A 26208-nucleotide genomic window follows, 5' to 3' on the forward strand; every position below is an offset into this window, starting at 1 on the left:
GCATGCGGAGGGAGAAAGCACCCTTCTTCCCGCTGCGTCCACAGCGGCCTTTTGGAGGCAAGGTTAAATTACCTGCCAAGCTGCGCAGCATTCAGTTGATTATTACTGTTACATTTACTTTTATCGCTGTGCTTGTCGCCGTCCTTGTTAGCTTTATGCTGTACAACAAGTTTGCCAAGACAGCAGAAGAGAATGCCAATCTCAACATGCAGCAGATCATCGAGCAGGTGAACTACAACCTGGAGTTGTACGCCAAGGGGATGCGCAATATTTATGAAAAAGCAGAGGCGCAGATCTCTCTTACCCCGGATATTGATGCCCCTATGCTCAAGGAGCGAATGTCCACGCTGCTGGAGTCCCGGGAAGATCTGGTTTCTGTCGCTTTGTTTACTCCTCAGGGTGATTTAGTTTTGAATGTACCCGGGTTCGAAATGCGCCACAATACACAGCTTGAGAACCAGAGCTGGTATACTTCGCCTCGTCGAACCTCTGAAATCTCCTTTTCGGCCCCTCACATCCAGAATCTGTTCAAGAGCAAGTATACATGGGTCGTGTCCATGAGCAAGCTTGTTCAATACCGCGAATTCGGCGTACGCAAGACAGGGATTCTTCTGATTGATTTTAACTTCGGCACAATTGATAAACTTAGCAAACAGGTCAAGCTCGGCAAGAGAGGATATGCCTACATTCTGGATTCCTTCGGTAATATTGTGTACCACCCGCAGCAGCAGCTAATCTATGCGGGACTGAAATATGAAAATGTGGAGCCTGTTCTGGAGTATGCTTATCGAAGCTATCTAGATGAATCTACCGGTGAGAAACGATTTATTACTGTGCGTACACTGGCTGAGACGGGATGGAAAATTGTCGGTGTCGCTTATTATGACGAGATCGTGACTACGAAACGGGACTTAAATCAGTTTCTGCCCTGGTTCCTGGCCGTTGTAATTCTGTGTGTGATCATCGTCTCGATTCTGCTGTCCGCCCGGATTTCCAGCCCGATCCGCAAGCTGGAGCGTACGGTCAAGCAAGTGGGAGAAGGTGATCTCAATATCCCTATCAATGTCAGTGGGGCCTATGAAGTGGAGCAGTTATCCAAGCGCTTTAATCTTATGCTTCAGCGCATCCGCCAGTTGATGGATCAGATCATTTACGAGCAAGAAACGAAGCGTAAGGGTGAGCTCGAAGTGCTGCAATCCCAGATCAATCCGCACTTTTTGTACAATACATTGAATTCAGTCATTCGGCTCGCGGAACGCGGGAAGACCGACGAAGTCGTCACGATGATCCACTCTCTCTCGAAGTTTTTTCGCATCAGCCTTAGCAAAGGCAAGAATATCATTACCGTTCAGGAGGAACTGGATCATATTCGCCACTATCTGGTGATTCAGAGCTTCCGTTTCAAGAATAAATTCAAGTATGAGATACATGCCCAGGATGAAGTGTTGCAGTGCCAGACAGTCAAACTTATATTGCAGCCCATTGTAGAGAATGCCCTGTATCACGGGATTGAAATGATGCCGGATGAGGGACTGATCTCCATTCGGGCAGAATTGCAGAACAAGCTGATCGTCATTACTATCAGGGACAATGGTCTTGGGATGTCTAAGGAGACTCTTAGCACAATCCTGACGGGTGCATGCAAGGCTGAGACCGGATCGGGTGTTGGGGTGCGCAATGTGAATGAGCGGATTAAACTTTATTACGGGCGTGAATACGGCATTTCCTTTGAAAGCGTCATTGAAGAAGGGACCACAGTTACCCTTAGTTTTCCTGCGCTGGCGTCTCATGAATTTGCTGAAGAAAAGGAGGGGGAAGCTCAGGTATGACGATAAAACGCTTTTGGCGGATCCTGTTCTGGTGTGCTACGGCAGGGTTCATCCTCAGTTCCTGCATAGGTTCACCTCCTGATTACATCAGCACGACCAAGACCCGGAGTATCCATATGATTGTCAAAATGAGCAGAGGCGATTACTGGAATACCGTGAAACTGGGAGCAGAGGCTGCTGCTCAGGAATTCAATGTCAAACTGACGTTTAAAGCCCCGAATTCGGAGAGTGATATCGACGAACAGATCGCGATGGTGGAAGATGCAATCAACGAGAAAGCGGATGTCATCGTACTCGCGGCCAGCAGTTATATGGGGCTTGCGCAGGTAGTGGATAAGGCAGCGGTCTTTAATAAAATCCCCGTGATTTCGGTGGATGCGGAGGTGGGCTCAGCCAGAGTTTCCACTTATATTGGCTCCAACGGATATGAGGCTGGACAAAAATCGGCCGAGCGCCTGATCAAATTGCTGGATGAACACGGAGAGATCGGCATCATCAACTTTACAAGTTCATCAGAGAATGTCCCGCCGGTGTCGTCTACCGCAATGGATTTTGGTGCGAGGGATGCAGATGAACGGGAAAAGGGTTTTCTGAACTATGCCGCCCGTTATCCCAATATCCATGTTGTCGAGATTGCCTACACCCCCTCTAATATTACCAATGCAAAGGAATTGACCAGGGAAATGCTGAGACAGCATCCTAGATTAAGAGGCTTGGCAACCTTGAATGAAACGGCTTCACAGGGCGCGGCCAAGGCGATTCAACAATTGAGATTGAAGGGGATCAAAATGGTGGCCTTTGACAGCTCTCCATCGATGATGGAGCTGCTTCAGGACGGAACGGTCCAGGCTACGGTAGTGCAGAATCCGTTCAGCAATGGCTATTTGGCTATCAAGCACGCTGTGGAGATTCTCGAAGGTATCAAAGTCCCGGAACGAGTGGACACGGGAACCAAAATCATAGATTTAGACAACATGCTATGGCCGGAGAACCAGAAGCTGTTGTTCCCTTTTGTAAGATAATCAGGCTGACAGCCGGTACGCATGAATGGAGGAGGTATGATCCCCTGTTATGTGTTCACCGGTTTTTTTATGCACAGACAAATGAGCGGCAAATCTTATATTGCTTAACACAGAAAGATGAGGTTCTCCCACCGCCAAAGGATAAACTTAGTGGACGTAATATGAGAATAATGAACCCTTTTGTACATGAGAATTTTTATAAAACAGAGTAGTTTTCTATATTCGCAACCGTTTTCAAATAAAGCATAATGTAGATATTCCCAGAGTGAGCGGGGAAAATGAAAAAGAAATTTATCAGGAGGTCAATAAATAATGAAAAAAATCACTTCCGTATTACTGGCCAGCGCTTTGCTGGGTGCTGCTCTTGCAGGCTGTGGCGTCAATAACAATTCTACTAGCACAACTAGCTCCAGGGGCAACTCTGCACCTACCAATAACACCAAAAGTTCCGGTAACAGCGGAGGAAAAAATACAGAGACGCCTAAAGTCGGCGTAGCCATTTACAAATTCGATGATACATTCATGACGGGTGTCCGCAACGCGATTCAAAAATCGGCTGAAGGTATCGCCACCGTCGATATCGTAGACAGCCAAAACTCCCAGCCTACGCAGAATGACAAGGTTGACCTGTTCATCACCAAAAAATATAACGGCATGCTGATCAACCCGGTTGACCGGACGGCTGCCGGCGTCATTATCGATAAAGCTAAAACTGCTAATATTCCAGTTGTGTTCCTGAACCGTGAACCGCTTCCGGAAGATATGAAGAAATGGGACAAGGTCTACTATGTAGGCGCCAAGGCAGAAGAATCTGGCACGATGTCCGGCCAACTGATTGTTGACTACTGGAAAGCACACCCAGAAGCGGACAAGAACGGTGATGGCGTGCTCCAATACGTAATGCTTAAAGGCGAGCCTGGACACCAAGATGCTGAGCTCCGTACGACTTACTCCATTCAAGCTGTAGAAGATGCTGGTATCAAGGTTGAAAAGCTGGCTGAAGATACTGCGATGTGGGATCGTGTAAAAGGCCAAGAGAAAATGGCTGCATTCCTAGGTTCACATGGAGACAAGATTGAAGCTGTGTTCGCGAACAACGATGACATGGCTCTCGGAGCGATCGAAGCTCTGAAAGCTGCCGGATACTTCACTGGCGACAAGTTCATGCCGGTAGTAGGTGTTGACGCAACTGCTCCTGCGGTTCAAGCACTGCAAGATGGCACGATGCTCGGTACCGTTCTGAACGATGCCAACAACCAGGGTAAAGCTGCGATCACTGTAGCTTCGTTGCTGGCAAAAGGCGAAACACCAACCAAAGACAACGTAGGTTTCGATATTACGGACAACCAGTATGTCTGGATATCCTACAAGAAGATCACCAAAGACAACGTTGCGGATGCCAAGTAATCATTATGTTAGTGACATTCTTAAAAGATAGATATGGGGAGCGGTTATCCGCTCCTTGATATTCCTTACGGGTAGGAAACAGGATGGAACCGCTGTGCCTCTCATGGAAAAGAAAAAAGCGTAGGGGGCGTAACAACATGGCTCAAGCCGAGTTTTTGCTGGAAATGAACAATATTTCTAAAGAGTTCCCCGGCGTCAAGGCGCTGGATGATGTTAGCTTGAAGGTTAGACCGGGGTCGGTTCATGCTCTGATGGGCGAGAATGGTGCCGGTAAATCTACATTAATGAAATGTCTCTTCGGAATCTATGCGCCGGATGCCGGTGAAATTTATCTGGATGGCGACAAGGTCTCCATCACAAGCTCCAATGATGCGCTTAAAAATGGAATCTCCATGATTCACCAGGAATTGCATCCTGTGCCGTTCCGTAGTGTGATGGAGAACATCTGGTTAGGCCGTTTTCCGACCAAAGGCATCGGACCGATTCAATTCATTGACCACAAAAAGATGTTTACGGATACAGAGAATCTTTTTAAAGATCTGGACATTGACCTGAATCCCGAGACTTTGGTGGGTAAATTGTCCGTATCCAAAATCCAATCCATTGAAATCGCGAAGGCCGTCTCTTTTCATTCCCGCGTCATTGTGATGGATGAACCAACTTCGTCCCTGACCAGTGTGGAAGTGGAGCATTTGTTCCGGATCATCCGGGACCTGAAAAAAAGAGGTGTAGCTATTATCTATATATCGCACAAAATGGAGGAGATTCTCGAAATCTCCGATGATGTCACCATCATGCGCGATGGTAAAAAGATCGGTACCTGGCCAGCCTCGGAGATGACTACCGATCTGATTATCTCCAGAATGGTGGGCCGTGATCTGACTAACCGCTTCCCTGAGCGCTTTAATGTGCCGGGTGAAGTGTTTTTGAAAGTGGAGGGTCTTACCTCATCAGAACATCGCTCGTTCAAGGATATTTCCTTCGAATTGCGGCGCGGTGAAATTCTGGGAATCGGCGGTCTTGTGGGGGCGCAGCGTACGGAAGTGATTGAAGCATTGTTTGGTCTTCGTAATATTAAGTCAGGCTCAATTTCGATCCAGGGACAGCAGGTTAAGATCAATTCCCCCAAGGATGCGAAGAAACATGGCCTTGCACTGTTGACGGAGGAACGGCGTGTTACGGGTATTTTCCCGGTATTATCGGTGCATGAGAATGGAGCCATTGCTAATCTTGACCGTTACCAGCAGCCTTATATGCTGCTGAACGGGAAGAAGAAAAAAGCAGAAGTCGACAAAATGATCGAAAAACTCCGCACCAAAACACCGACAACCAAGACCCAAATTATGAACCTGTCCGGAGGGAACCAGCAAAAAGTACTGCTGGCCAGATGGCTGCTCACTGAACCGGAGGTTCTGCTGCTGGATGAGCCGACACGGGGGATCGACGTGGGTGCGAAGTTTGAAATTTATACGATCATCGCGGATTTGGCGAAGCAGGGCAAGAGCATTATTATGATTTCCTCAGAAATGCCAGAGCTGCTCGGCATGTCCGACCGGGTCATGGTCATGTCTGAAGGGAAACTGACAGGGATATTGGAAGGCGAGCAGGCTACGGAGACGGAAGTTATGCGACTCGCCGCGCAGCACTAGAATAGGAATGAGATTAGCTTGCGAAAAGGAAAAAACTTCTCATAACAAGGTTTTTATTGTGGTGTGAATTAAAGTTCTAGTAACGGAGTTTGCTGAAAATGAAACTAAATATTCGCATAACAAGGTTATTATTACGGTTTTAGTTGCGCTACGAGTAACAAGATTTGCTTACGATGGGAGTTACGCTACGCGTAACTTTTGAGGAGGAACAACTAATGAATGTTAAAAAAGCTCAGTCCTTTGTCACCCAGAACGCCATCTACATTGTATTGGTGTTGCTAATTCTGGGAATAGCACTTTATGAACCAAGTTTTATTTCAGTAAATACTTTGCGTGACATTATGATTCAATCTTCCACACGGATTATCATCGCGCTTGGTGTTGCTTTTATTCTGATTACAGCAGGAACGGACTTGTCCGCCGGACGGGTCGTTGGCTTCACGGCGGTGATTTCCGCCTCGATGCTGCAGATTCCTGATTATTCACGTCGATTCTTCCCGGATCTGCCGCAGCTGAACGTACTGTTTCCTATTGCCATCGCTATCATCGCAGGTCTTATCTGTGGACTCATAAACGGTCTGGTCGTCTCCAAGCTCAATGTGCCGCCGTTCATCGCCACATTGGGCACTATGGTTATCGTGTACGGTCTGAACTCTTTGTATTTTGATATGGAACCCAACCAGTCCCAGCCGATTGGCGGTCTGCGTCCTGACTTCACCAAAATTGGTTCCGGCTTCTTCGGCAGTGGCCAATATTCAATACCGTTCATAGTCATCATAGCTCTGGTCGTCGCAGCCATAGTCTGGGTGGTCTTTAATAAAACCAAACTTGGCAAGAACATGTACGCTATCGGCGGCAACATTCAGGCGGCTAAAGTATCCGGTATCGATGTATCCAAGAATCTCATCTACATCTACGCGATCGCCGGTGCCCTCTATGGCTTGGCTGGTGTTCTGGAAGCTGCCCGTACAGGCGGTGCCACGAACAACTATGGCAACATGTATGAGCTTGACGCCATCGCAGCCTGCGTAGTCGGCGGTGTATCCACCACCGGCGGTATCGGTACCGTGCCGGGCGTTCTGGTCGGAGTTATCATCTTCACTCTGATCAACTACGGTTTGACCTTTATCGGCATCAGCCCGTACTACCAGCTGATTATCAAAGGCCTGATTATCATCGCGGCAGTGGCGTTTGATATGCGGAAGTATTCATCGAAAAGATAGTCGGGCTTGAGGATAACGTTGTGACTGCGGGGAATGCTTGGACTTCCGGCCGTTGTTGTCTCCAGATTTCTTCGATTTAACCGCTGGCGCGGTTGAAATCTGGAGACAAAGACGGTCGCTGTCGCTCCTACAGTTCCAAGCTTCCCCTTCGTCACGCCTCGATCCTCTCGCTGAGGGGGCAGGGCAGCAAAAAGCAGAGCCCAAAAAGCGTTTGCTATTTCTCGCAAACGCTTTTTGGTATTTCGCTTGCTTCGCTCCGAAATGAACAGAAATTACATTTTAAAAATTCAATTCACAAATCGTTACGAAATGATGTGACTTTAATCACACTGATAGAGGCTTTTCTTTTCATATACTTGACATATTCCAAGTAAATGAAAGCGAGGAGTGCTTTATGCTTAGCGAGAAAACGATAAAAATCATACAATCCACGGTTCCGGTATTAGAAATACACGGGACGGAAATCACAAAGCGCTTCTATCAATTGTTGTTCAGCAGTCATCCGGAACTATTGAATATTTTTAATCATGCGAATCAGAGCCAAGGTAGACAGCAAACAGCCCTCGCCAACGCAATAATTGCCGCGGCTAAACATATTGATAAACTGGAATCGATTCTCCCGGTAGTGAAACAGATTGCCCACAAGCATCGCAGTCTCGGCGTGCAAGCAGAACATTACCCCATTGTTGGACAGAACCTGCTTACAGCAATTAAAGATGTTCTGGGTGACGGCGCTACAGAGGAGATTCTTCAAGCCTGGGGAGAGGCCTATGGGGTCATAGCGGATGTCTTTATCGGGGTAGAAACCGAAATGTACCAGCAGACACAACAGCAGCAAGGAGGGTGGGCAGACTTCAGAGCCTTCCGAGTGGAGCAAAAAGTGAAAGAGAGTGATGTGATCACCTCCTTTTATTTGGTACCACAGGATGGAGGAGAACTGGCTTCCTTCGAGCCGGGGCAGTACGTTAGTGTGAAAGTGGAAATTCCAGAGGAGATTCATACACATATTCGTCAGTACAGTCTGTCCGATGCTTCAGGGAAACCGTATTACAGAATTTCCGTCAAGCGTGAGGATGAGGGAGCTAGTAAGCCGGCGGGGAAAGTCTCTTTGTTCTTACATGATCAGGTCAAAAAAGGAGATCTATTATGGTTGTCGGCGCCTGCTGGCGAATTTACACTGGATCAGCAGGATACCCGTCCGGTTGTGCTCATTAGTGGAGGTGTAGGACTAACACCACTCGTCAGTATGCTGAGTACTTTGGCTGCTGCGAAGTCAGAGCGTCAAATCACTTTTATCCACGCTGCTTTGAATAGCGATGTGCATGCGCTTAGACAACAGGTTGAGGAGCTTTCCGGACGGCATCCGAACATCCAGACCTATTTTTGTTATGAAAAGCCAACTGTCCAGGATAGAGAACAGAAGGCTTTTGATAAAGAGGGATATATCGACCTGCCTTGGTTGAAGAAGGTAGTTCCCTCCCAAGACGCGAGCTTTTATTTCTGCGGGCCCGTTCCGTTTATGCGAAGTGTACACGGCTTGTTGAAGGCCTTGGACATTTCTGCTGCAGATGTTCATTATGAGTTTTTTGGACCTGCCGGCACCTTGGAAGGGGATGCAGACAGCTCCAGAGCGGATGCTTCTCTACAGCGCTAATTTGTAGAATGAGACTCTGATTTCTGGCTGCGCAGCAGTCGGTTAATCGTCTCACGACGAAGTCCGATGAATTGACCAATCTCGTCTTGAGTCAAAACGTCGGTTAGCGTGGCTGGTGATATATAGTCTTGGAACCAGGCTTGCAACTTCTGAAGTTTTTCAGCGGGAGAGACGGTGGAAAGCTGATCTATTCGCTGCTGCATGATCCGCAATCTATCCTGTAATTGGATAGCGATTTCCCGATAGCGGTCAGGGTTTTGTTCCAAGTGTTGATACCAATCCAATTCTGGCAAAACATCAATTTCACAAGTGACAAGCGCAATGGCTGTACCGTAATATGGATTTGGACTGATCAGCGAGTGATGTGGAATGGTCTCATCCGGCACAATGAGATTGACCAAAATCTGTGATCCATCTTGATGGAGCCGCACAATTTTTAACATGCCGCTCTTTAAGTGATACAGGGGTCCGGAATCACCTTGCCTGAATAAAGTTTCACCTTTATGTAATATCATAATTAACCTCCGTGAAGATAAAGAAGCGAAAATCGGTCTAACTGATTTTCGCTTCTGTTCTTTTTTAATAGTATATCAGGTTTGAAAGCATCGGGTTCGCTCAGTGTGAAAGAGGAGTTAGAACGCTAAGTGTGGGAATAATTCATACCTGACCCTTTCGAATCAGGCATACTTTTGCTTAATCTCGAGGTACGTATGGATGGTAGAGGAATTATGTACGACAACATGCCAGTCGAGCCTGGCCGTCAAGTGCGTGTGGACAATGGATATAAGACAAACAAATGAAATTAATAAAAAGCAAAGATAAGCGAACGGGGAAGTTTGGAATTGTGTAGGCGAAAGGCGCTCGTCTGATAGCAGTTTTCCATAGCAAAATTAGCACCGGAACAGGGACTGTCGACAGATTTCAACCACTAGAAGTAGTATATTCCCTTCATCAGTCGTTTTAACTGTGAAAAAAGGGCAATCCCCAACTAAGAGCATTTTTGCACCTTATTTCTCTTTAATATAGGCAAAAGAGGTAAATAAGGGCGTTATTGTATCTTATTTTTCGATAAAACACGCTGGACAGGGTATTCTGGAAGATTTAAGGTACGATCTGAATTAGACTAAAAAGTAGACACGGTAAATCCAACCCAAGATAATAGAATAAACACTAGAAGAGGTGGTAACCGTGGCGGAACGGAAGCGATACAACAAACAGTTTAAAGAAGAAACCGTAAAGTACATTCAAGAACAACGGAAGTCCATGGACGAAATTGCCCTGGAACTAAACATTCCGAAGGGTACACTCAAAAACTGGATGATGACGTACCGCCAGTTCCCCGATGAACCGTTTGTGGGGAGCGGTAAGCTGCGTACGCAAGAGAAACAAATTTCAGAACTAGAGCAGAAGAATAAGGATCTGGAAGAGGAAATCGCCATCCTAAAAAAAGCGATGCACATCTTCAGCAAAGACCGGAGCTAAAGTTTCAGTTTATTGAGGCACACCGCTCAACCTTCCGGATCGAGAAGATGTGCAGCGTACTCGGTGTATCCCGAAGTGGGTATTACAAATGGCGGACAACGCCTCCCAGTGACCGGAAGAAGCGACGTGAACAGCTGTTAGCGCGTATCGAGTACCACTTTTATGACAATGACGCGATATACGGCAGTCCCAAAATCACTCAAAAACTGCATGAAGAAGGGTTTACTGTGGGCGAAAAAACCGTAGGCCGACTCATGCGAGCCCGTGATCTTCGCTCAGAGGCTATGGGTAAATTCAAAGTCCAGACGACCGATTCGAACCATGACTTCCCTATTGCGCCGAATTGGTTAAACCAACACTTCGATGTGTGCACAAAACCGAACCAGGTATGGGTTACAGATATTACCTACATCCGGACACGCCAAGGCACGGTTTATTTAGCGAGCGTTCTAGATTTATTCACGCGTAAAATTGTCGGTTGGGAGCTCGGAAACCGGATGAAAGTGCAACTGGTTTCTGCCGCTCTAGACAAAGCGTACGAGGCACAGAAGCCCGAAAAAGGGCTCATCCACCATTCTGACCGCGGAAGCCAGTACGCCTCCGAAAAATACCGAAAGAAGCTAAAAAAGTACCACATGATTCGCAGCATGAGCCGCCGTGGGAACTGCTACGATAATGCCTGCATAGAATCGTTTCACAGCATCCTTAAGCGAGAATTGATCTACCGTAGGGCCATTTTCCAGACTCAAAAAGAAGCCGAAAACCATTTGTTCCGATATATCGAGTTCTTTTACAACCGGAAACGAATACACAGTAAACTGGGCTATCTCTCACCCGATCGCTTTGAATCGTTGTATTACAGAAATCTAAAACTTGCAAGTTGACCATTTTACCGTGTCCACTTTATTGACAGAAGTACAATCTTGCACTTAATCTCCACTATCGCCTAGCTACAGAGGATTTAAGGCGCAAAAATGCCGTTAATTACACTTCCATACTTTTTATATAAGCTTTCTTTTTTCTTGACTACGTTTTTTCATGCGCCCTATATAGATGGTGGTTCAATCCAGAAATGTGAAAACAACAGCGATCGAAGCAACCTCCCGTTCACGGAGCGCTCGCCCAGTTGCCCAGCCACTCGCCCGCCCAGCTGTTAACGATTTTGCCGTCAGGAAACCGCAGCCAATGGTTTGCTTTTTATCTGTAGGGCCCCGCAACCGTAGGGCGGCCCTATCCCATTGCACCCGCCCACACAGCGGGTGTATTTGTGTTATTTCCACTCGCAGAAAGCAGAGTGCTAGGCTGGAAGCAGCGGAGAGGACGGGAGGAATGCGTAGAAGCGGAGCGCTCGCCTTTATTCTCGGATTCCAACCGTATAGCGGTTAAATCATCAGGAATCCGAGAATAACAGCGATCGAAGCAACCTCCCGTTCACGGAGCGTCCGCCCAGCCGTCCAGCCTACTTCCATGCGATAAAATGACACACAAACGCCCGCATTCCCATATCCTATAGGCAAATGCCTGTGTTAAAGGGGAGCGACTGAATGCTTAGGATCAAGCTGAATGAGCTGAGGGGCGGCGGGAGTGATGGCAGCTTCATAAAGGCGGATGTGTGGAAATGGGACGGGATTGAATGGAGCGAGTATAGCGTTCAGCAGGAAGAAGAGTTTATTCGCGCGGATGATGATCTATTCGTTAGTCTTCCCGCTGAACCAGGATTGTATCGTGTGGACTATTCGAGCAAGTCTTTGGAGGTTCCGTTTGAGCAGCCTGCGTGGGAGGTTAAGGAGCTACGGTCGACATCCTTACATCCCGCTCCTTTCAAGCTGAAAGAAGGCACCCTGTGGGGGTATATCAACGACGAAGGAACTACGGTGATTGAACCCCGGTACGAGTATGCGGAGGATTTTCAGCCGAATGGGCTGGCAGTGGTGCAGTTGAAAGGCAACAGCGGACTTATTGACAATACTGGACAGGAGCGGGTGAAGCCGGTTTATTCCTTTATCGGACCTTTTTTGGAGGGCCGGGCTGTCGTGTCCGATGCGAAAGGATATACCTTTATTGATGAGCAAGGTCATGAAGTCACTTCGGCGCGGGTCGATTATCTGAATTCGCTGCATGAAGGCCGCGCGCTTTTCTCAAAACAGGGGTCGGGTCAGGCATCACGTTACGGCTATTGGGATCGTCAAGGTAGAGAGGTGCTCCCAGCGGTCTATACAGACGCGAATGATTTTATGAACGGGACCGCACTGGTGAAGATTGCCGAGGGTGAATTCGCACTCATTGATCCAGATGGGCATCAGCTCTACACATATAAACATCCTTTTGTAGGCAGCCCAGGCGAAGGCTTGCTGTCCTATCAGGAGACGGAGAACGGCAGATATGGATATCTGAATAAAGATGGAAGTGTGGCGATTAAGCCACAATTTACGGCTGCACTACCCTTTTATGAGGGCCGGGCGGTAGTGAATACAGCGGAGAACTTCGGGAATGCATACGGCCTTATTGACAAGCAGGGACGAATGATTATTCCGGCCAAGTATTATGAGCTTCAGCAGCTTGGAGAGGGGCGGGTGGCATTGGGAACGCCGGTATATCCCTCACAGCCGTATCGCGGCTCCCGCTATGTGATCGCAGACGCAGAGAACGGCCGGATTCTTAGTACCCATCCTCTGCTCGGTGTGAATAGCTACCATGAGGGCCTAGCCTCTGTCTATGATGCTAAAGAGACATATTTTATTGATAAAAGTGGCAAGAGGTCAGCACAGCCGCCAGTCGTACCAGGTACGGGAACCCTAACTTTCAGCGGTCGCTTGATTCGAGCGAATGTCGATCAGCGTACATCCTATTATGACCATAGCGGCAAACAAGTCTGGCGGCAGAACGATGTGATCCCCCTGCGTGCCCCATACTCCGTAATTGAGAAGAAATATAAGCCGAACTTTGATTATCTGGTGTATTATCCTGTAGTGGAGGGGATCTCCAATAAGGAGGTGGCTAGAGAGGTTAACGACAAGCTGCGGAAGCTTTCGAAGGCGGAAGATATCGGTAGTGGCGGTACCGCACAGGATTTTAGTTATACGGGTGACTTTTCGGTAACCTTTTTCCGCAAAAACCTGTTGGTACTGGAGCTGAACGGCTACCGTTTTCCTTTCGGGGCAGCCCACGGCATGCCGACCAAAATCCATACCCATATCAATCTGCGCAACGGCAGATTTTATACATTGCGTGACTTGTTTAAGCCGGGGAGCAAATATGTAGAAAAGCTGAGTGAAATTGTTGGAAAACAGATACAAAATGATCCTCAGTATTCGTATGTCTTTCCGGGAACCTATAAGGGGATCTCAGCCGATCAGCCATTTTTTGTAGATGAGGATGCATTGTCCCTTTATTTTGCACCCTATGAGATTGCTCCGTATTCAGCAGGATTTCCGACCTTCCGTATCCCCTATGCAGAGATCATGGGGCTGATTTCGACAGAAGGCGAATTCTGGCAGTCCTTTCATTAAGATCTTGCATACATCGAATGCTCGCTGATCAGGCGTGCATTCTTTTTTTGTGTCAGAACATCATCCTATCACCCGAATGTTGTCAAAAATTAGAAGCGCACAGCTGATAGATGTGTGCTACAATGGCTGAGGAACATATTACAGTTTTGTAATTATTGCAGCCTCGTTGTCCTGGCAAACCGCAAACTACAACACAAGAATAGGGAGATGGCAGAATGAAGAGCAGAACTTTAAGAGCAATGATAGGCGGAAGTGTAGCAGCCGTTATGGCGCTTAGCATTACTCTTCCATTAACGGCCAATGCGGCCAGCAGTGTAAAGGTGACTACTACGACCACAACCATCAGCTATGATGAATTATTGAAATACCTTAGCAATTTTAATATTAATGGCTTACCTTTTAATTTTAACAACGGCACTAATGTGTCCAAGCCTCAAACGACACCTGCGCCCGTAGCCACACCAGCACCAACGCCGGCTAAACCGGTAGCTACACCAGCACCTACAGCACCACCGAAAGCTACCCCGGCTCCAGCTAAGCCAGCGCCAACTCAGGCACCAGCTGTGGGACAAGCCGGCACGTTCACCCAGCAAATTGTGACACTCGTGAACAAGGAGCGTGCAGCGGCCGGGTTATCTCCGGTCAGTGCGCTGGATAGCTTGAATAAAGTAGCAGCGACAAAAGCAACGGATATGCGGTCAAATAACTATTTCGATCATAATTCTCCAACCTACGGATCACCATTTGATATGATGAAATCCTTCGGAATTACGTACAGAGCGGCAGGCGAGAACATCGCCATGGGCCAACGGTCTCCGGAAGAGGTAATGACAGCCTGGATGAACAGCCCGGGTCACCGTGCCAACATCCTGAACAAGGATTTTAACTACATCGGCGTTGGTTTTGACAACAACTACTGGGTGCAGGAGTTTATAGGAAAATAAAATGTTTCGCCTATGTACAACATATTTCGTTCTCCCGGCAGCGCCGGGGGGGCGATTTTTTTATGGTTTTGGACTATTTTAGCTGTCATTTCTACGCTTCATATTTGCAAATTATGCATAGAAGAATTATGTTTATCTACATAGTTAAGAACTTTGTAAAATGTAGCACAATACACAATAGTACGGCATACGGAGGGATAGCGTTGAATGATTCCAAATGGACCTGGCGCAGTGTAAGCCTCATCTCCATAGCAACAACCCTTGTTTTGATCACAGGATTTGGATATGCAGTAAGTGACATCCTCTATCCAAAGGGCAATGTACCCCTGACAACTCTGCCACAAGCGACGCCTGCGCCCCAGAACGGAGCAGTGAAGTCCTTTAAAGTAGTAGCTCTGGGGGATTCTCTAGCCAAGGGAACTGGGGACAATACAGGGAACGGCTATGTGAAGAATACGGTAGCAGGCTTGGCAGCAAGTGGAATGTCGGCTGAACTGCTTGGCAATATGGGGATTAACGGGCTGACTACAGCCGGGCTGCAAAATAATCTAAAGGAAGCTGGCGTACAGTATTCACTTCGTCAGGCCAATGTGATCCTGCTCTCCATCGGAGGCAATGATCTGTTCCGGGGAGCCGATCTGCTGCAAAATGGCGGTGCCGGGAATGCTCCAGCCGGATCTTCGGCAGGGATTACGGGGCAAACGGGAACAGGATCGAAACCGAGCACTGCTGAAGGAAATCGCACAGGAAAGGGAACAGTACCTGGTGCATCCGGGGGAGAAGGAACGAGCGACTTGACTCCGGAATCGCTGCTCGCCGCGCTGCCGGAAGCTGCCGAGCGACTTGGTAAGATTTTGAACACCATTTCAGAGATCAACCCGGCGGCACAAATCTATTATGTGGGTCTCTATAATCCGTTCGGTGATATTAAAGAAATGCTGATTCCCGGTAATCAGGCGGTAACGGCCTGGAACAATGCTGCGATGGATATCATCAACAAGAATAGCAAGATTACGCTTGTCCCCACTTTTGACCTATTTAACAATCATTTGGACAAATATCTGTCTTCGGACCATTTTCACCCCAACGGTGATGGTTACAAGCGGATCGGAGCGCGGATTGTACAAGCTATCCAGTAAAGTGGACAAGCTGTGTTTCAGCGCATAAGGCAAGACCGAAATGATGGAATAAGGAGCAGTGTACATATGGCAAATGAGCTCAAGGATGGCCCCGGGACAGTAGTTCTCTCGGTCGACGGGGTCCGCAAAAAAATCGGCCGCAAATGGATCATCGATGATGTGACCTTTGATGTGCGCGAAGGTGAAATTTTCGGTTTCCTTGGACCTAACGGAGCCGGAAAAACGACAACCATTCGCATGCTTGTAGACTTGATCCGCCCCAGCGAGGGGAAGATCACGGTGTGCGGCTACAACGTTAATAAAGATCCGGAGAAGGCGCTGCAATATGTGGGCTCCATCGTCGAGAATCCGGAAGTATATACTTACCTGACCGGTTGGGAGAACTTGCAGCACTTTGCCCGGATGCAGCCGGGAGTGGATGAGGCCCGGATTGCTGAGGTAGTAGATACCGTTCGGCTGGATCAGCGCATCCATGATAAGGTTAGTACATATTCGCTTGGGATGAGACAGCGTCTCGGAATCGCGCAGGCGCTGCTGGGCCGTCCAAAGCTGTTAATTCTGGACGAACCCACGAACGGACTGGACCCTAAGGGAATTAAGGAACTGCGTGAATTCATCCGTAACCTTGCCGACGGGGGTCTCGCCGTATTCGTATCCAGCCACCTTCTCAGCGAGATTCAATTACTTTGCGATCGGGTTGCAATTATCAGCAAAGGCCGTGTGCTTGCCGTGGGTGGAGTAGATGAGCTGGTTGCTCGCAACTCCCCATATGTTTTGTGGGAGCTGGAGCCTTTTGACAGGGGGCGGCGTCTATTGGCCGAACGGCCAGATATCGTATTGGCTGATCCCGCAGAGATTACGCTTGATGATACTGTGATCGCGGGCATGGGTCCAAACTCACTGATTACGATTATGGATGATATTCTGATCCCGGAGATCGTTGCTGTGCTGGTCATGGCTGAAGTAGAAGTCCGGGGCGTGCATAAAATCAACCCGACACTGGAACAGCTATTCCTGAAACTGACGGAGGGTGAGACCATTGATTAACCTGTTGCCGCTCATCCGCAATGAGTGTCTGAAGATTATTAAAAAGAAGCGTTTTTATGTTATTTTGTTGATTCTGATCGTACTGGTACCGATGTTTACTTATGCACAAATGCGCATCGCTGAACGCAGTCGTGACAAGTTCAATTCGGACTGGCGGCTGGAAATCCAGCAGCAGATTACGGACAATCAGAATTCGCTCGGAAGTGATCGGATTCCGGAGGAATGGAAATCGTACCGGCGAATTTTTGTGCAGCAGCTGCAGTATTACCTGGATCACGATGTGAATCCGAACGAACCGAGCGGCGTGACCTTTACCCGTGAATTTCTTGACAATTCGGTGTCGTTGTTCATTCCCCTGCTAATCATGGCGGTGGCCTCAGACCTCGTATCCGGCGAAAGGACCTCAGGAACGATCAAAATGCTGTTGACCCGCCCGGTCAAACGCTGGAAGGTGCTTTTCAGTAAAATGTCGGCGCTCTTAATGTTCGTCTCGCTGATCGTATTGTCGACCTTCATCATTAGTTATCTGATTTCAGGTCTGGTGTTCGGGTACAAGGGCTTTAACGTGCCTGTCTTTACCGGCTTCCAGATCAGCGGCGATACGGTAGACATGTCAGGCGTCCATGCAGTGCCGCAGTGGAAATATCTGTTGATGCAGGGTGGGTTGATCTGGTACGTGAGCGTCGTTGTTGCACTGCTCGCCTTCATGATCTCTGTGCTTGTGAGAAGTACGGCTGCCAGTATCGTGGTTATGATGGCCTCGCTGATCGCAGGGACTATCCTGACGAACATGGCTTCTGCCTGGACGACCGCTAAATACTTGTTTATGGTCAATCTGGGATTGACGGGATATCTGTCCGGAACGCCAGCGCCGATCGAGGGGATGAGCCTATCCTTTTCCATGATTGTGCTCGCGATTTGGGCCGCCGTTTCTGTGATCATTTCATTCGCCGTCTTTACGAAACGGGATATTTTGAATTAGAATGTACAAAGTGAACGAAAACGTTTGTTTGCATTTACAGGTTAAAGTGAAGTGAAGAGAAGGAGGAGCATGAATGCTCGAACAGATCGATATGTTTGCAAAAGTCTCCAGTGAAGGCGGAACAGGCCCGACTGGATATGATGCTGACGACATTCAGGTGCTCGAAGGTCTGGTTGCGGTCCGCAAACGGCCCGGCATGTATATCGGCAGTACGAGTTCGTCGGGACTGCACCATCTGGTATGGGAAATAGTGGATAATGCCGTAGATGAGCATTTAGCCAAATTTTGTTCCAAGATTGAGATTACCCTGCGCAAGGACGGCTCGGTAACCGTAACGGATAATGGACGGGGCATACCGACAGGAATGCACAAAACGGGTGTGCCCACACCTCAGGTCGTATTTACAATGCTGCATGCGGGCGGCAAGTTCGGTGGATCCGGTTATAAGAAATCGGGCGGACTGCACGGCGTTGGCGCCTCAGTAACGAATGCATTGTCAGAATGGCTGGAAGTGGAGATCTACCGGGATGGCAAAATCCATCGTCAGCGCTTTGAATATTGGGTGGACGACAGCGGCAAGGAGCATGTCGGTGAGCCGGTGACCGGACTCGACATTCTGGGCAATACGAATAGAACCGGTTCGAAGGTTACGTTCAAGCCGGATATTCGTGTCTTCCAGCACGGCATTGCCCTGAATTATGATACGCTCTCTGAGCGGGTACAGGAGATTGCCTTCCTGAACTCTGGGCTCAAGATTATTTTGACGGACGAACGCAGCGGCCGCCAGGACGAATTTTTCTACGAAGGCGGCGCGAGCCAATTTGTGCAATATTTGAATGAAGGCAAGGATGTGCTGCATGACGTCATCCATTTCAGCTCCGAGAAGGATGATATTGAGGTTGAAATCGCCATTCAGTACAATGCGGGCTATACAGAAACCATTGCGTCTTTCGTCAACTCGATTCCGACACGGAGCGGGGGAACGCATGAGACTGGCTTCAAGACAGCCTATACTCGGGTCATGAACGACTATGCTCGCCGCACGCAATTGCTTAAGGAGAAGGACAAGAACCTTGAGGGGAATGATCTCCGCGAGGGCATGATGGCTGTCATCAGCATCAAGATGGCTGAGGTTGAGTTTGTGGGCCAGACCAAGGACCAGCTTGGCAGCTCCTCAGCCCGCAGTGCAGTGGATTACATTGTCTCCGAGAACATGGCACGCTTTCTGGAAGAGAATCCGCAAGTGGGACAAAGCCTGCTGAAGAAGTCGATTCAGGCGTCCAAGGCCCGTGAGGCAGCGCGCAAGGCCCGTGATGAGATCCGTAGCGGCAAGAAACGCAGCGAAAGCTCCAATCTGGGCGGTAAGCTGACTCCGGCGCAGTCCAAGGACTTTTCACGGACCGAGCTGTTTATTGTGGAGGGTGATTCTGCGGGCGGTTCGGCCAAGCAGGGCCGGGATTCCAAGATTCAGGCCATTCTTCCGTTGAAAGGCAAGCCGATGAATCCCGAGAAATCCAAGCTGCTGGATATCCTGAAGAACGATGAATACAAAGCGATCATCGCCGCCATCGGAGCGGGGATTGGTACAGAGTTTGCGGTAGAAGACAGCAATTATTCCAAAATCATCATCATGACCGACGCGGATACGGACGGCGCGCATATCCAGGTACTGCTGCTGACCTTTTTCTACCGTTATATGAAACCTTTGATTGACGCAGGCAAGGTCTTTATCGCCCAGCCTCCGCTCTACAAGCTGACCCGCAAATCCGGCAAGCTGGAGACCGTGCGTTATGCTTGGACTGACGAGCAACTGCAGAACTATTTGAAGGAATTCGGCAAAAATTTCGAGCTGCAGCGTTACAAAGGTCTCGGGGAAATGAACCCCGACCAGCTGTGGGAAACGACGATGAATCCTGAATCGCGCACACTTCTGCAGGTACAAGTCGATGATGCCGCCAAGGCTGAACGCCGTGTATCCACGCTGATGGGCGATAAAGTCGACCCGCGCAAGCGCTGGATTGTGGAGAATGTCGATTTCACAGAAATTGTGGAGTAGTAGATTGAGGAATAGAAGGTGAGTGCCAATGAGCAGTTTATCAGAACAATTTTTGCCGGCAATTCTGGAAGAGGTCGTCGGTGACCGCTTTGGCCGGTATTCCAAATATATTATTCAAGACCGTGCGATTCCCGATGTCCGGGACGGTCTGAAGCCGGTGCAGCGTCGTATTTTGTATGCGATGTACGATTCAGGCAATACGCCTGACAAACCCTATCGTAAGTCTGCGAAGACTGTAGGGGATGTAATGGGGAATTATCATCCACACGGTGACTCATCCATCTATGAAGGCATGGTGCGCATGGCGCAGCCTTGGAAGATGGGACATGTACTGGTGGACGGGCACGGCAACTGGGGTTCAATGGACGATGATCCGGCAGCAGCGATGCGTTATACTGAAGCCCGTTTGTCGCCGATTGCCATGGAGATGATGCGTGACATTGAGAAGCGTACGGTACTCTTCAAGGACAACTTTGATAATACGGCAAAAGAGCCGGTAGTTGTTCCATCTCGATATCCCAATCTGCTAGTGAACGGCACTAGCGGAATTTCCGCTGGCTTTGCAACCGAAATTCCGCCGCATAACTTGCGTGAAGTTATTGACGCGTGCATCGCCGTCATGCAGAAGCCGGAGATCGCGCTAGAGGATATTATGACCTTCATCAAGGGGCCGGATTTCCCTACAGGCGGCACTATTATGGGCGGTGAAGGCATCATGGATGCCTACCGGACAGGCAAAGGCCGTATCTATCTCCGCTCCAAGACCGAGATTGAGAACCTGCGCGGTGGCAAGCAGCAGATTGTTATCACTGAGGTTCCATTCCAGGTGGTGAAGTCCCGGCTCGTTACAGCCATGGAGAATATCCGACTTGAGAAAAAGGTTGAGGGTATCGCCGAAGTCCGCGACGAGAGCGGACGTGAGGGATTGCGGATTGTAGTTGAGCTGAAGAAGGATGCCGATGCTCAGGGGATTTTGGCTTATTTGCTCAAAAAAACCGACCTGCAGGTCACCTACAATTTTAATATGGTGGCGATTGTAGATAAAGCTCCACAGCAGCTTGGACTCAAAGCGATTTTGGAGGCTTATATCGGTCATCAGCGCGAGGTAGTTACGCACCGGACCCAGTTCGATCTGGAACGGGCGGAGGACCGTGCCCATGTGTTGGAGGGACTGGTTAAGGCGCTTAACATTCTGGATGAGGTTATCGCCGCGATCAAGGCATCGAAGAACCGCCAAGACGCCCAGAACAACCTCGTCTGGATGTTTGGCTTCACTGAACGTCAGGCGGATGCCATTCTTACGCTCCAATTGTATCGTCTAACCAATCTGGAGATCACATCGCTCCAGAAGGAGCTTGATGAGCTGCAGGCACGGATTGAGAAGCTGCGCGGCATTCTGGAGAGCGACAAGAAATTGATCGCCGTGATCCGCAAGGAGCTGCTGGAGATCCGTGATAAATACGGCATCGACCGTCGCTCCATTATTCAGGAAGAAGTAGAGGAGATCAAGGTTAGCCTTGAGGTTCTGGTCAACGCGGAGGACGTGCTGGTCGCCCTTTCGGCAGACGGCTACATCAAGCGGACCAGCTTGTTGTCCTTTACCCGCTCAGGCGGGGAACGTCAGACCTCCGGCGTTAAGGAAGGCGATTATATCGTCAAGCTGCTGGATTTGAACACAAGGGACAACCTGCTCATCTTTACTCGTAAAGGGCAGTATTTCCTCTTGCCGGTGCATCAGATTCCGGACTTTAAGTGGAAAGAACCGGGGACGGCTATTGTCAATGTCATCGGGCTCGCCAAGGGCGATGGCATCGCAAGCGTGCTGCCGGTGAGTAACCTGGATGATCCGCAGACGAGTCTTGTCTTCGTCACCCGTAAGGGCCAGGTGAAGCGTACGGAGCTCAAGGAGTACTCTACGAGTCGTTCCGGCGCAGTCGCGGCATGTAAGGTGGGTGCAGGTGATGAAGTCCTTACAGTGGCTCTTAGCCGAGGAGACAAGGAACTGGTACTGGTCACTCGCGAAGGTATGAGCATTAGGTTCCGTGAGAATGAAGTGAATCCAATGGGCCGAGTGGCCTCTGGCGTGCGGGGAATTCAACTGCGCGAAGGTGATGAAGTAGTGTCCTGCTTCTGGGTTAGCGAAGATGAAGGCGAGATTCTGGCGATCTCTGAGCTGGGATATGCCAAGCGCTCGCTGCTGCTGGATTATCCGTCGCAAAGTCGTGGTGGCAAAGGCATGCCGACCTTTGAATTCAAGGAAGGCAAGCGTGTCCGGCCGAATGGCAGCCGCTTGGTGGGAGCTTTTTACTGTAAGGAACCAGTGGCGCTGCACGCTATTACGCGTGACGGACAGTCACATAGCTTCTCTTCGGAATCCGCACCGCTGGGTGAACGGAAATCGATCGGCAAGCAGATTGTGCCTGTAGAGAAAAAGGATGAGATCATCACCTTGTTCCCGACCATTCAATAATAGATGGATTTAACTTAGGGATTGTAGGTATGGGAGCATACCTCTTCTGAGTTGGACATAACGGAAGATACTTGATTTGAAGATGCATTGATTTGAAGATGTGTTGATTTGAAGATACATTGTCTTGAGTATTCGCTGACTTAAAAATGCATTGAAATTGGTGTCCGCCTGCTTTCTTCGAGAAAACGGGTTGGGCACCATTTTTCTTAGAGAGACGGTGGGAGTTGCGGTGGCTGGGATTATTTATTTTCCAACTTTGCAGGAAATGGAATCTTTTTCTCGAAAATGTAATATAGACCGGTAGGGAAAATACCATAACGACAGTAACGCAAGGAAAGGAAGGAATACGTGTGCACGCCACTGAATTCAGTAAAATATGGCATAAAATTTTGAAGGACTATAAGCTTCATATGGACAGCAAGCTCGCCCCAACGCTTACCGATGCCCAATTGACCGTACTAGAACTGCTTCAGGAACGTGATGCGATCAAGCCTTCCGATCTGGCTCCGTATCTGGCAACCAGCCCGGCGGCGGTGACCATGCTGCTGGACCGAATGGAGAAGCACGACCTTATCGCAAGGGAACGTGATGAAGCGGACCGCCGCATTGTCTGGGTCAGCATTACGGAGACGGGTAAGCGCGAGTCTGCACGGGGGCTGAAGATCCGCAGCGATTTTTTTGCCGAGGCCCTGGACCCGATCTCATCGCACAACCAACAATTGCTCCTGTATCTGATGGGCAAAATGGTTGTCGCTCCAACCCCCGCCCCGACGCCGGAGGGTTCCACACCGTAACACTACGGATTCATAGCTTGGCAAGTTCATTGTATCGCTCAGAGTGGACATGTCATCCGACAATGATTAGAGGAGCATTTCCGAAATATTAAAGCACTGTAGCTGAGGGTTGCATGAGCTGAGAGATTCATGCAACTTTCAAAGGAGATCAAAACAACGAGTACTTCAACAGTTCGCGAGAATTCACTTGATTTGGAAGATGAACTGCATTGGTTATCGCACTTTTTTCTCTGACGGCTGTTTGGGGATGGAGATCATTGAAGTGAATCAAGACCAATGATGTGGATCAGAGATCATTAACGGGAAAAACTCCTGTTAATGAAGCGATAGCATAGTTATTATAGAAAATAACAGGAAAAACTCCCGTTAATGTGGCTGATGGACAGACTTATTACGTCTAGTGAGGCTATTAACTGGAGAAAATCCTGTTATTTTTGTTGAGAGCATTGATTTGATTGAAATAACAGGAGAAATTCCTGTTAACGGTTCTCCCTTGGTTGTATAGTACTTAGTTTTACAAGAGTTGCAGTCTTGGTAGGCTGCACAATTAATGTAAGCTCTCAAGAAGATTATTATAAGAACACTTTAACCTCACTATAGGATCGATTTAACCTCACTGTAACTTTGATAGAGTAGCAGCGTTACCGGCAGTATCAGTAATAGGGGCGGTACCATCGGCACGAGCAATAGCAGCAGTAGAAGTGGTACGAGTAGTAGGAGCGTACCAGTAGAAGTAGCGGACGAGCAGTAGCGGAAGTAGGGGCGAAGCAGCAGTAGCAGCGGTACGGGTAGTAGGAGAAGTAGGAGCGTACCCGTAGTAGCAGCGGCATGAGCAGTAGCAGAAGAAGCATCGTACCCGTAGTAGCAGCGTACCAGCTGCAGTAGCAGTACGAGCAGTAGCAGTACGAGCAGTAGCAGAAGTAACATTGTACCCGTAGTAGCAGTGGTATAAGCAATAGCAACAGTAGCAGCAATAGCAACAGTAGCAGCTATAGCAGCGGTAGCGGCGTATCAGTAGTGGCAGTGGTACCAAGTAGTACCCGCAGTACCCGCAGTACCCGCAGTACCCGCAGTACCCGCAGTGCCCGCAGTACCCGCAGTACCCGCAGTACCCGCAGTACCCGCAGTACCCGCAGTACCCGCAGTACCCGCAGTACCCGCAGTACCCGTAGTACCCGTAGTACCCGTAGTACTACCAGCAATACCAGTAGTATCACCGCCACCAGCACCAGCAGTGGCAGTGTACTAAACACCCGCCTCACCACCAGCAGCTCACAAAAAACAAGGCCCTCCTTAACGGACGGCCTTGTTTTGCAACTCCTGTGCCCAGAGGTTCCAGGGGAAGCTCTGTGGTGGTAAGGAGATCAGTTCGATTTCATCCTTTGTGACCGGATGGGGGAAGGCAACGACTGACGACCAAAGAGCGATCTGCTGTCCTGGTTTGTTCACGGCGGCGCCGTATTTCTGGTCGCCGTATAGCGGGCAGCCGATGGAGCTGAGCTGGACGCGGATTTGATGCGAGCGTCCAGTGAGCAGGTCAATCTTCAGCAGGCTGTAGCCTTCTGCGGTGCCGAGCACAGTGTAGTCGAGGATAGCTTCTTTCCCGCCCGGTGTGCCTTTACGGACCACGGAGACGGTGTTGGTGGCAGAATCCTTGAGCAGTGTGTCGACGAGGCGTCCGCTGAGCGCCTTAGGCTTCCCATGTACCACCGTGAGATACACCTTACGGAAGCTATGGGTGCGAACACTGTCTGACAATCTTGACGCAGCCTTGGAGGTCTTGGCGAAGATCATGGCGCCGCCAACAGGGCGGTCCAGACGGTGAACCAGACCCATGTAGACATTGCCTGGCTTGTTGAACCGCTCTTTGACATCCGCTTTGAGCAGGGTCAATACATCGGCATCTCCGGTGGCATCTTCCTGCACAGGGACATTCACCGGTTTGACGATACCCAGCAGGTGGTTATCTTCATACAGGATCTCAAAAGCAGAGGAAACGCTGTTAGCGTCGTCCTGTCCGCCTTGTGCATGCGGGGCCACGGCTTAGGACTCCCAGCGGCCCAAGATGCCGCAAGGCAGGTTCAAGCCGGAAGAAGTAATCGGCAAGCCAATTTCACCGGAGGTGATTTTGCCACCGTAGCGTTGTCCCATCGTCATAGACAGCATGTTGCTCAGCACGGTCGGCGAGATGCCTGTTGTGTAAGAATTAATGAGCATGAACAGCGGATTGTCGCTCAGGATCTGCATACAGCTCTCAAGGAACGGATACAAGCTTGATTCCAGCTTCCACATTTCACCACCAGGTCCTCTTCCATAGGACGGCGGATCCATGATGATGGCATCGTATTTGCTGCCGCGACGTTGTTCCCGCTGCACGAATTTGAAGACATCGTCGGTAATGAAGCGAACCGGACGCTCGCCAAGGCCGGACAACTGCAGATTCTCCTTGGCCCATTGGACCATCCCTTTAGCTGCGTCAACATGCACAACCGAAGCGCCTGCGCTGGCAGAGGCCACGGTAGCGCCGCCGGTGTAGGCGAACAAGTTCAGCACCTGAATAGGACGATTAGCCGACGCAATCTTGTCCATCATCCAGTTCCAGTTGGCAGCTTGCTCGGGGAATAATCCCGTATGCTTGAAATTGGTTGGACGCAGGTGGAATTTCAGCTTCCCGTAATTGATCTGCCAATTGTCGGGGATGTTTTTCTTCATCTCCCATTGTCCGCCGCCTGCGGAGCTACGGTGATAATGTCCGTGCACATCGCGCCACTGATATGTTTCGTTGTTAAGCGGCCAAATGATCTGCGGGTCTGGACGGCGCAGAATGATATCGCCCCAGCGTTCCAGCTTTTCTCCGCCACCAGTATCAATGACTTCATAGTCTTTCCAATCACTTGCTATATACATTTCTTTATCCATCCTTCAAAAATTCATTTAGCCTTTATTGTACAACATTTCGCCTCATAGCTACAAACAAAATGACCTGAATTTAGCGACTGAG

20 protein-coding genes and 1 pseudogene are annotated in these 26208 nt (G+C 49.2%); 15 read left to right on the top strand and 6 right to left on the bottom strand.

Annotated features, from left to right (window positions below; genetic code table 11):
* The first annotated feature begins 2 nt into the window (after nucleotides 1-2).
* The 6 genes from AC3Y23_RS04370 (at nucleotide 3) to hmpA (ending at nucleotide 8784) form a co-directional block, all read left to right on the top strand.
* A complete protein-coding gene (locus tag AC3Y23_RS04370) occupies nucleotides 3-1829 on the top strand; it encodes a sensor histidine kinase (protein ID WP_379196055.1) in 1827 nt (608 codons plus the stop codon).
* Nucleotides 1826-2851 carry a substrate-binding domain-containing protein gene (locus tag AC3Y23_RS04375; protein ID WP_379196057.1) on the top strand — a complete coding sequence of 342 codons (1026 nt, stop codon included), beginning with the start codon at nucleotides 1826-1828 and terminating at the stop codon, nucleotides 2849-2851. Before AC3Y23_RS04370 ends, AC3Y23_RS04375 begins: the two co-directional genes overlap by 4 nt.
* 312 nt (nucleotides 2852-3163) lie before the next feature.
* Nucleotides 3164-4258, top strand: a complete 1095-nt coding sequence (locus AC3Y23_RS04380) for a galactose ABC transporter substrate-binding protein (RefSeq protein WP_379196059.1) — start codon at nucleotides 3164-3166, stop codon at nucleotides 4256-4258.
* Between the two features lie 137 nt (nucleotides 4259-4395).
* Nucleotides 4396-5907, top strand: coding sequence for a sugar ABC transporter ATP-binding protein (locus AC3Y23_RS04385; RefSeq protein ID WP_379196061.1), 1512 nt, complete (start codon nucleotides 4396-4398; stop codon nucleotides 5905-5907).
* A 215-nt stretch (nucleotides 5908-6122) separates the two neighbouring features.
* Nucleotides 6123-7130, top strand: a complete 1008-nt coding sequence (gene mglC / locus AC3Y23_RS04390) for a galactose/methyl galactoside ABC transporter permease MglC (RefSeq protein ID WP_379196063.1) — start codon at nucleotides 6123-6125, stop codon at nucleotides 7128-7130.
* A gap of 394 nt (nucleotides 7131-7524) precedes the next feature.
* Nucleotides 7525-8784, top strand: coding sequence for an NO-inducible flavohemoprotein (hmpA, locus tag AC3Y23_RS04395; RefSeq protein ID WP_379196065.1), 1260 nt, complete (start codon nucleotides 7525-7527; stop codon nucleotides 8782-8784).
* On the opposite strand, the gene AC3Y23_RS04400 is transcribed toward hmpA, so the two are convergent.
* The gene (locus AC3Y23_RS04400) at nucleotides 8781-9299 is read right to left on the bottom strand and encodes a Crp/Fnr family transcriptional regulator (RefSeq protein ID WP_379196067.1); all 519 of its coding nucleotides are present in this window, start codon (nucleotides 9297-9299) and stop codon (nucleotides 8781-8783) included. The two genes, hmpA and AC3Y23_RS04400, sit on opposite strands and share 4 nt — an antisense overlap.
* Before the next feature lie 673 nt (nucleotides 9300-9972).
* On the opposite strand from AC3Y23_RS04400, the pseudogene AC3Y23_RS04405 reads away from it, so the two are divergent.
* Nucleotides 9973-11150 (top strand): annotated as a pseudogene (locus AC3Y23_RS04405) (IS3 family transposase).
* A gap of 177 nt (nucleotides 11151-11327) precedes the next feature.
* Here AC3Y23_RS04405 and AC3Y23_RS04410 read toward each other — a convergent pair.
* Nucleotides 11328-11510 (bottom strand): hypothetical protein, encoded by a 183-nt coding sequence (locus tag AC3Y23_RS04410; protein WP_379196071.1) that lies wholly within the window; start codon nucleotides 11508-11510, stop codon nucleotides 11328-11330.
* A 300-nt stretch (nucleotides 11511-11810) separates the two neighbouring features.
* On the opposite strand from AC3Y23_RS04410, the gene AC3Y23_RS04415 reads away from it, so the two are divergent.
* From AC3Y23_RS04415 to AC3Y23_RS04450, 8 genes are all read left to right on the top strand, one after another.
* Nucleotides 11811-13775: a WG repeat-containing protein gene (locus tag AC3Y23_RS04415; protein ID WP_379196073.1), complete on the top strand. Its 1965-nt coding sequence runs from the start codon at nucleotides 11811-11813 to the stop codon at nucleotides 13773-13775.
* A gap of 215 nt (nucleotides 13776-13990) precedes the next feature.
* Entirely contained in the window at nucleotides 13991-14719 is a 729-nt protein-coding gene (locus AC3Y23_RS04420) for a CAP domain-containing protein (RefSeq protein ID WP_379196075.1), read from the top strand.
* Between the two features lie 203 nt (nucleotides 14720-14922).
* Nucleotides 14923-15858, top strand: a complete 936-nt coding sequence (locus AC3Y23_RS04425) for a GDSL-type esterase/lipase family protein (RefSeq protein ID WP_379196077.1) — start codon at nucleotides 14923-14925, stop codon at nucleotides 15856-15858.
* A 66-nt stretch (nucleotides 15859-15924) separates the two neighbouring features.
* A complete protein-coding gene (locus AC3Y23_RS04430; RefSeq protein WP_379196079.1) occupies nucleotides 15925-16905 on the top strand; it encodes an ABC transporter ATP-binding protein in 981 nt (326 codons plus the stop codon).
* Nucleotides 16898-17887, top strand: coding sequence for an ABC transporter permease (locus tag AC3Y23_RS04435; protein WP_379196081.1), 990 nt, complete (start codon nucleotides 16898-16900; stop codon nucleotides 17885-17887). The genes AC3Y23_RS04430 and AC3Y23_RS04435 overlap by 8 nt, the downstream gene beginning before the upstream one ends.
* Nucleotides 17888-17960: 73 nt before the next feature.
* Nucleotides 17961-19943 carry a DNA topoisomerase IV subunit B gene (parE, locus tag AC3Y23_RS04440; RefSeq protein WP_379196083.1) on the top strand — a complete coding sequence of 661 codons (1983 nt, stop codon included), beginning with the start codon at nucleotides 17961-17963 and terminating at the stop codon, nucleotides 19941-19943.
* A 28-nt stretch (nucleotides 19944-19971) separates the two neighbouring features.
* The gene (gyrA, locus tag AC3Y23_RS04445; RefSeq protein WP_379196085.1) at nucleotides 19972-22413 is read left to right on the top strand and encodes a DNA gyrase subunit A; all 2442 of its coding nucleotides are present in this window, start codon (nucleotides 19972-19974) and stop codon (nucleotides 22411-22413) included.
* A gap of 350 nt (nucleotides 22414-22763) precedes the next feature.
* A complete protein-coding gene (locus AC3Y23_RS04450; protein WP_379196087.1) occupies nucleotides 22764-23207 on the top strand; it encodes a MarR family winged helix-turn-helix transcriptional regulator in 444 nt (147 codons plus the stop codon).
* A 594-nt stretch (nucleotides 23208-23801) separates the two neighbouring features.
* Here the strand turns inward: AC3Y23_RS04450 and AC3Y23_RS04455 are convergent.
* From AC3Y23_RS04455 to AC3Y23_RS04470, 4 genes are all read right to left on the bottom strand, one after another.
* Nucleotides 23802-24134 carry a hypothetical protein gene (locus tag AC3Y23_RS04455; protein ID WP_379196089.1) on the bottom strand — a complete coding sequence of 111 codons (333 nt, stop codon included), beginning with the start codon at nucleotides 24132-24134 and terminating at the stop codon, nucleotides 23802-23804.
* Nucleotides 24135-24196: 62 nt separating this feature from the next.
* On the bottom strand, nucleotides 24197-24460 hold the full coding sequence (locus AC3Y23_RS04460; RefSeq protein WP_379196091.1) for a hypothetical protein: 264 nt from the start codon (nucleotides 24458-24460) through the stop codon (nucleotides 24197-24199).
* Between the two features lie 40 nt (nucleotides 24461-24500).
* Nucleotides 24501-25247 carry an RluA family pseudouridine synthase gene (locus AC3Y23_RS04465; RefSeq protein WP_379196093.1) on the bottom strand — a complete coding sequence of 249 codons (747 nt, stop codon included), beginning with the start codon at nucleotides 25245-25247 and terminating at the stop codon, nucleotides 24501-24503.
* A gap of 3 nt (nucleotides 25248-25250) precedes the next feature.
* Complete coding sequence (locus AC3Y23_RS04470; protein ID WP_379196095.1) at nucleotides 25251-26114, bottom strand: class I SAM-dependent methyltransferase; 864 nt, start codon at nucleotides 26112-26114, stop codon at nucleotides 25251-25253.
* Between the last annotated feature and the right edge of the window lie 94 nt (nucleotides 26115-26208).

The organism is Paenibacillus sp. MAHUQ-45 (genome assembly GCF_058133325.1).

Coding starts and splice junctions, on each gene's coding strand:
- AC3Y23_RS04370 (WP_379196055.1), top strand. CDS start 3: ATGCGGAGGGAGAAAGCACCCTTCTTCCCGCTGCGTCCACAGCGGCCT.
- AC3Y23_RS04375 (WP_379196057.1), top strand. CDS start 1,826: ATGACGATAAAACGCTTTTGGCGGATCCTGTTCTGGTGTGCTACGGCA.
- AC3Y23_RS04380 (WP_379196059.1), top strand. CDS start 3,164: ATGAAAAAAATCACTTCCGTATTACTGGCCAGCGCTTTGCTGGGTGCT.
- AC3Y23_RS04385 (WP_379196061.1), top strand. CDS start 4,396: ATGGCTCAAGCCGAGTTTTTGCTGGAAATGAACAATATTTCTAAAGAG.
- mglC (WP_379196063.1), top strand. CDS start 6,123: ATGAATGTTAAAAAAGCTCAGTCCTTTGTCACCCAGAACGCCATCTAC.
- hmpA (WP_379196065.1), top strand. CDS start 7,525: ATGCTTAGCGAGAAAACGATAAAAATCATACAATCCACGGTTCCGGTA.
- AC3Y23_RS04400 (WP_379196067.1), bottom strand. CDS start 9,299: ATGATATTACATAAAGGTGAAACTTTATTCAGGCAAGGTGATTCCGGA.
- AC3Y23_RS04415 (WP_379196073.1), top strand. CDS start 11,811: ATGCTTAGGATCAAGCTGAATGAGCTGAGGGGCGGCGGGAGTGATGGC.
- AC3Y23_RS04420 (WP_379196075.1), top strand. CDS start 13,991: ATGAAGAGCAGAACTTTAAGAGCAATGATAGGCGGAAGTGTAGCAGCC.
- AC3Y23_RS04430 (WP_379196079.1), top strand. CDS start 15,925: ATGGCAAATGAGCTCAAGGATGGCCCCGGGACAGTAGTTCTCTCGGTC.
- parE (WP_379196083.1), top strand. CDS start 17,961: ATGCTCGAACAGATCGATATGTTTGCAAAAGTCTCCAGTGAAGGCGGA.
- gyrA (WP_379196085.1), top strand. CDS start 19,972: ATGAGCAGTTTATCAGAACAATTTTTGCCGGCAATTCTGGAAGAGGTC.
- AC3Y23_RS04455 (WP_379196089.1), bottom strand. CDS start 24,134: ATGTTACTTCTGCTACTGCTCGTACTGCTACTGCTCGTACTGCTACTG.
- AC3Y23_RS04470 (WP_379196095.1), bottom strand. CDS start 26,114: ATGTATATAGCAAGTGATTGGAAAGACTATGAAGTCATTGATACTGGT.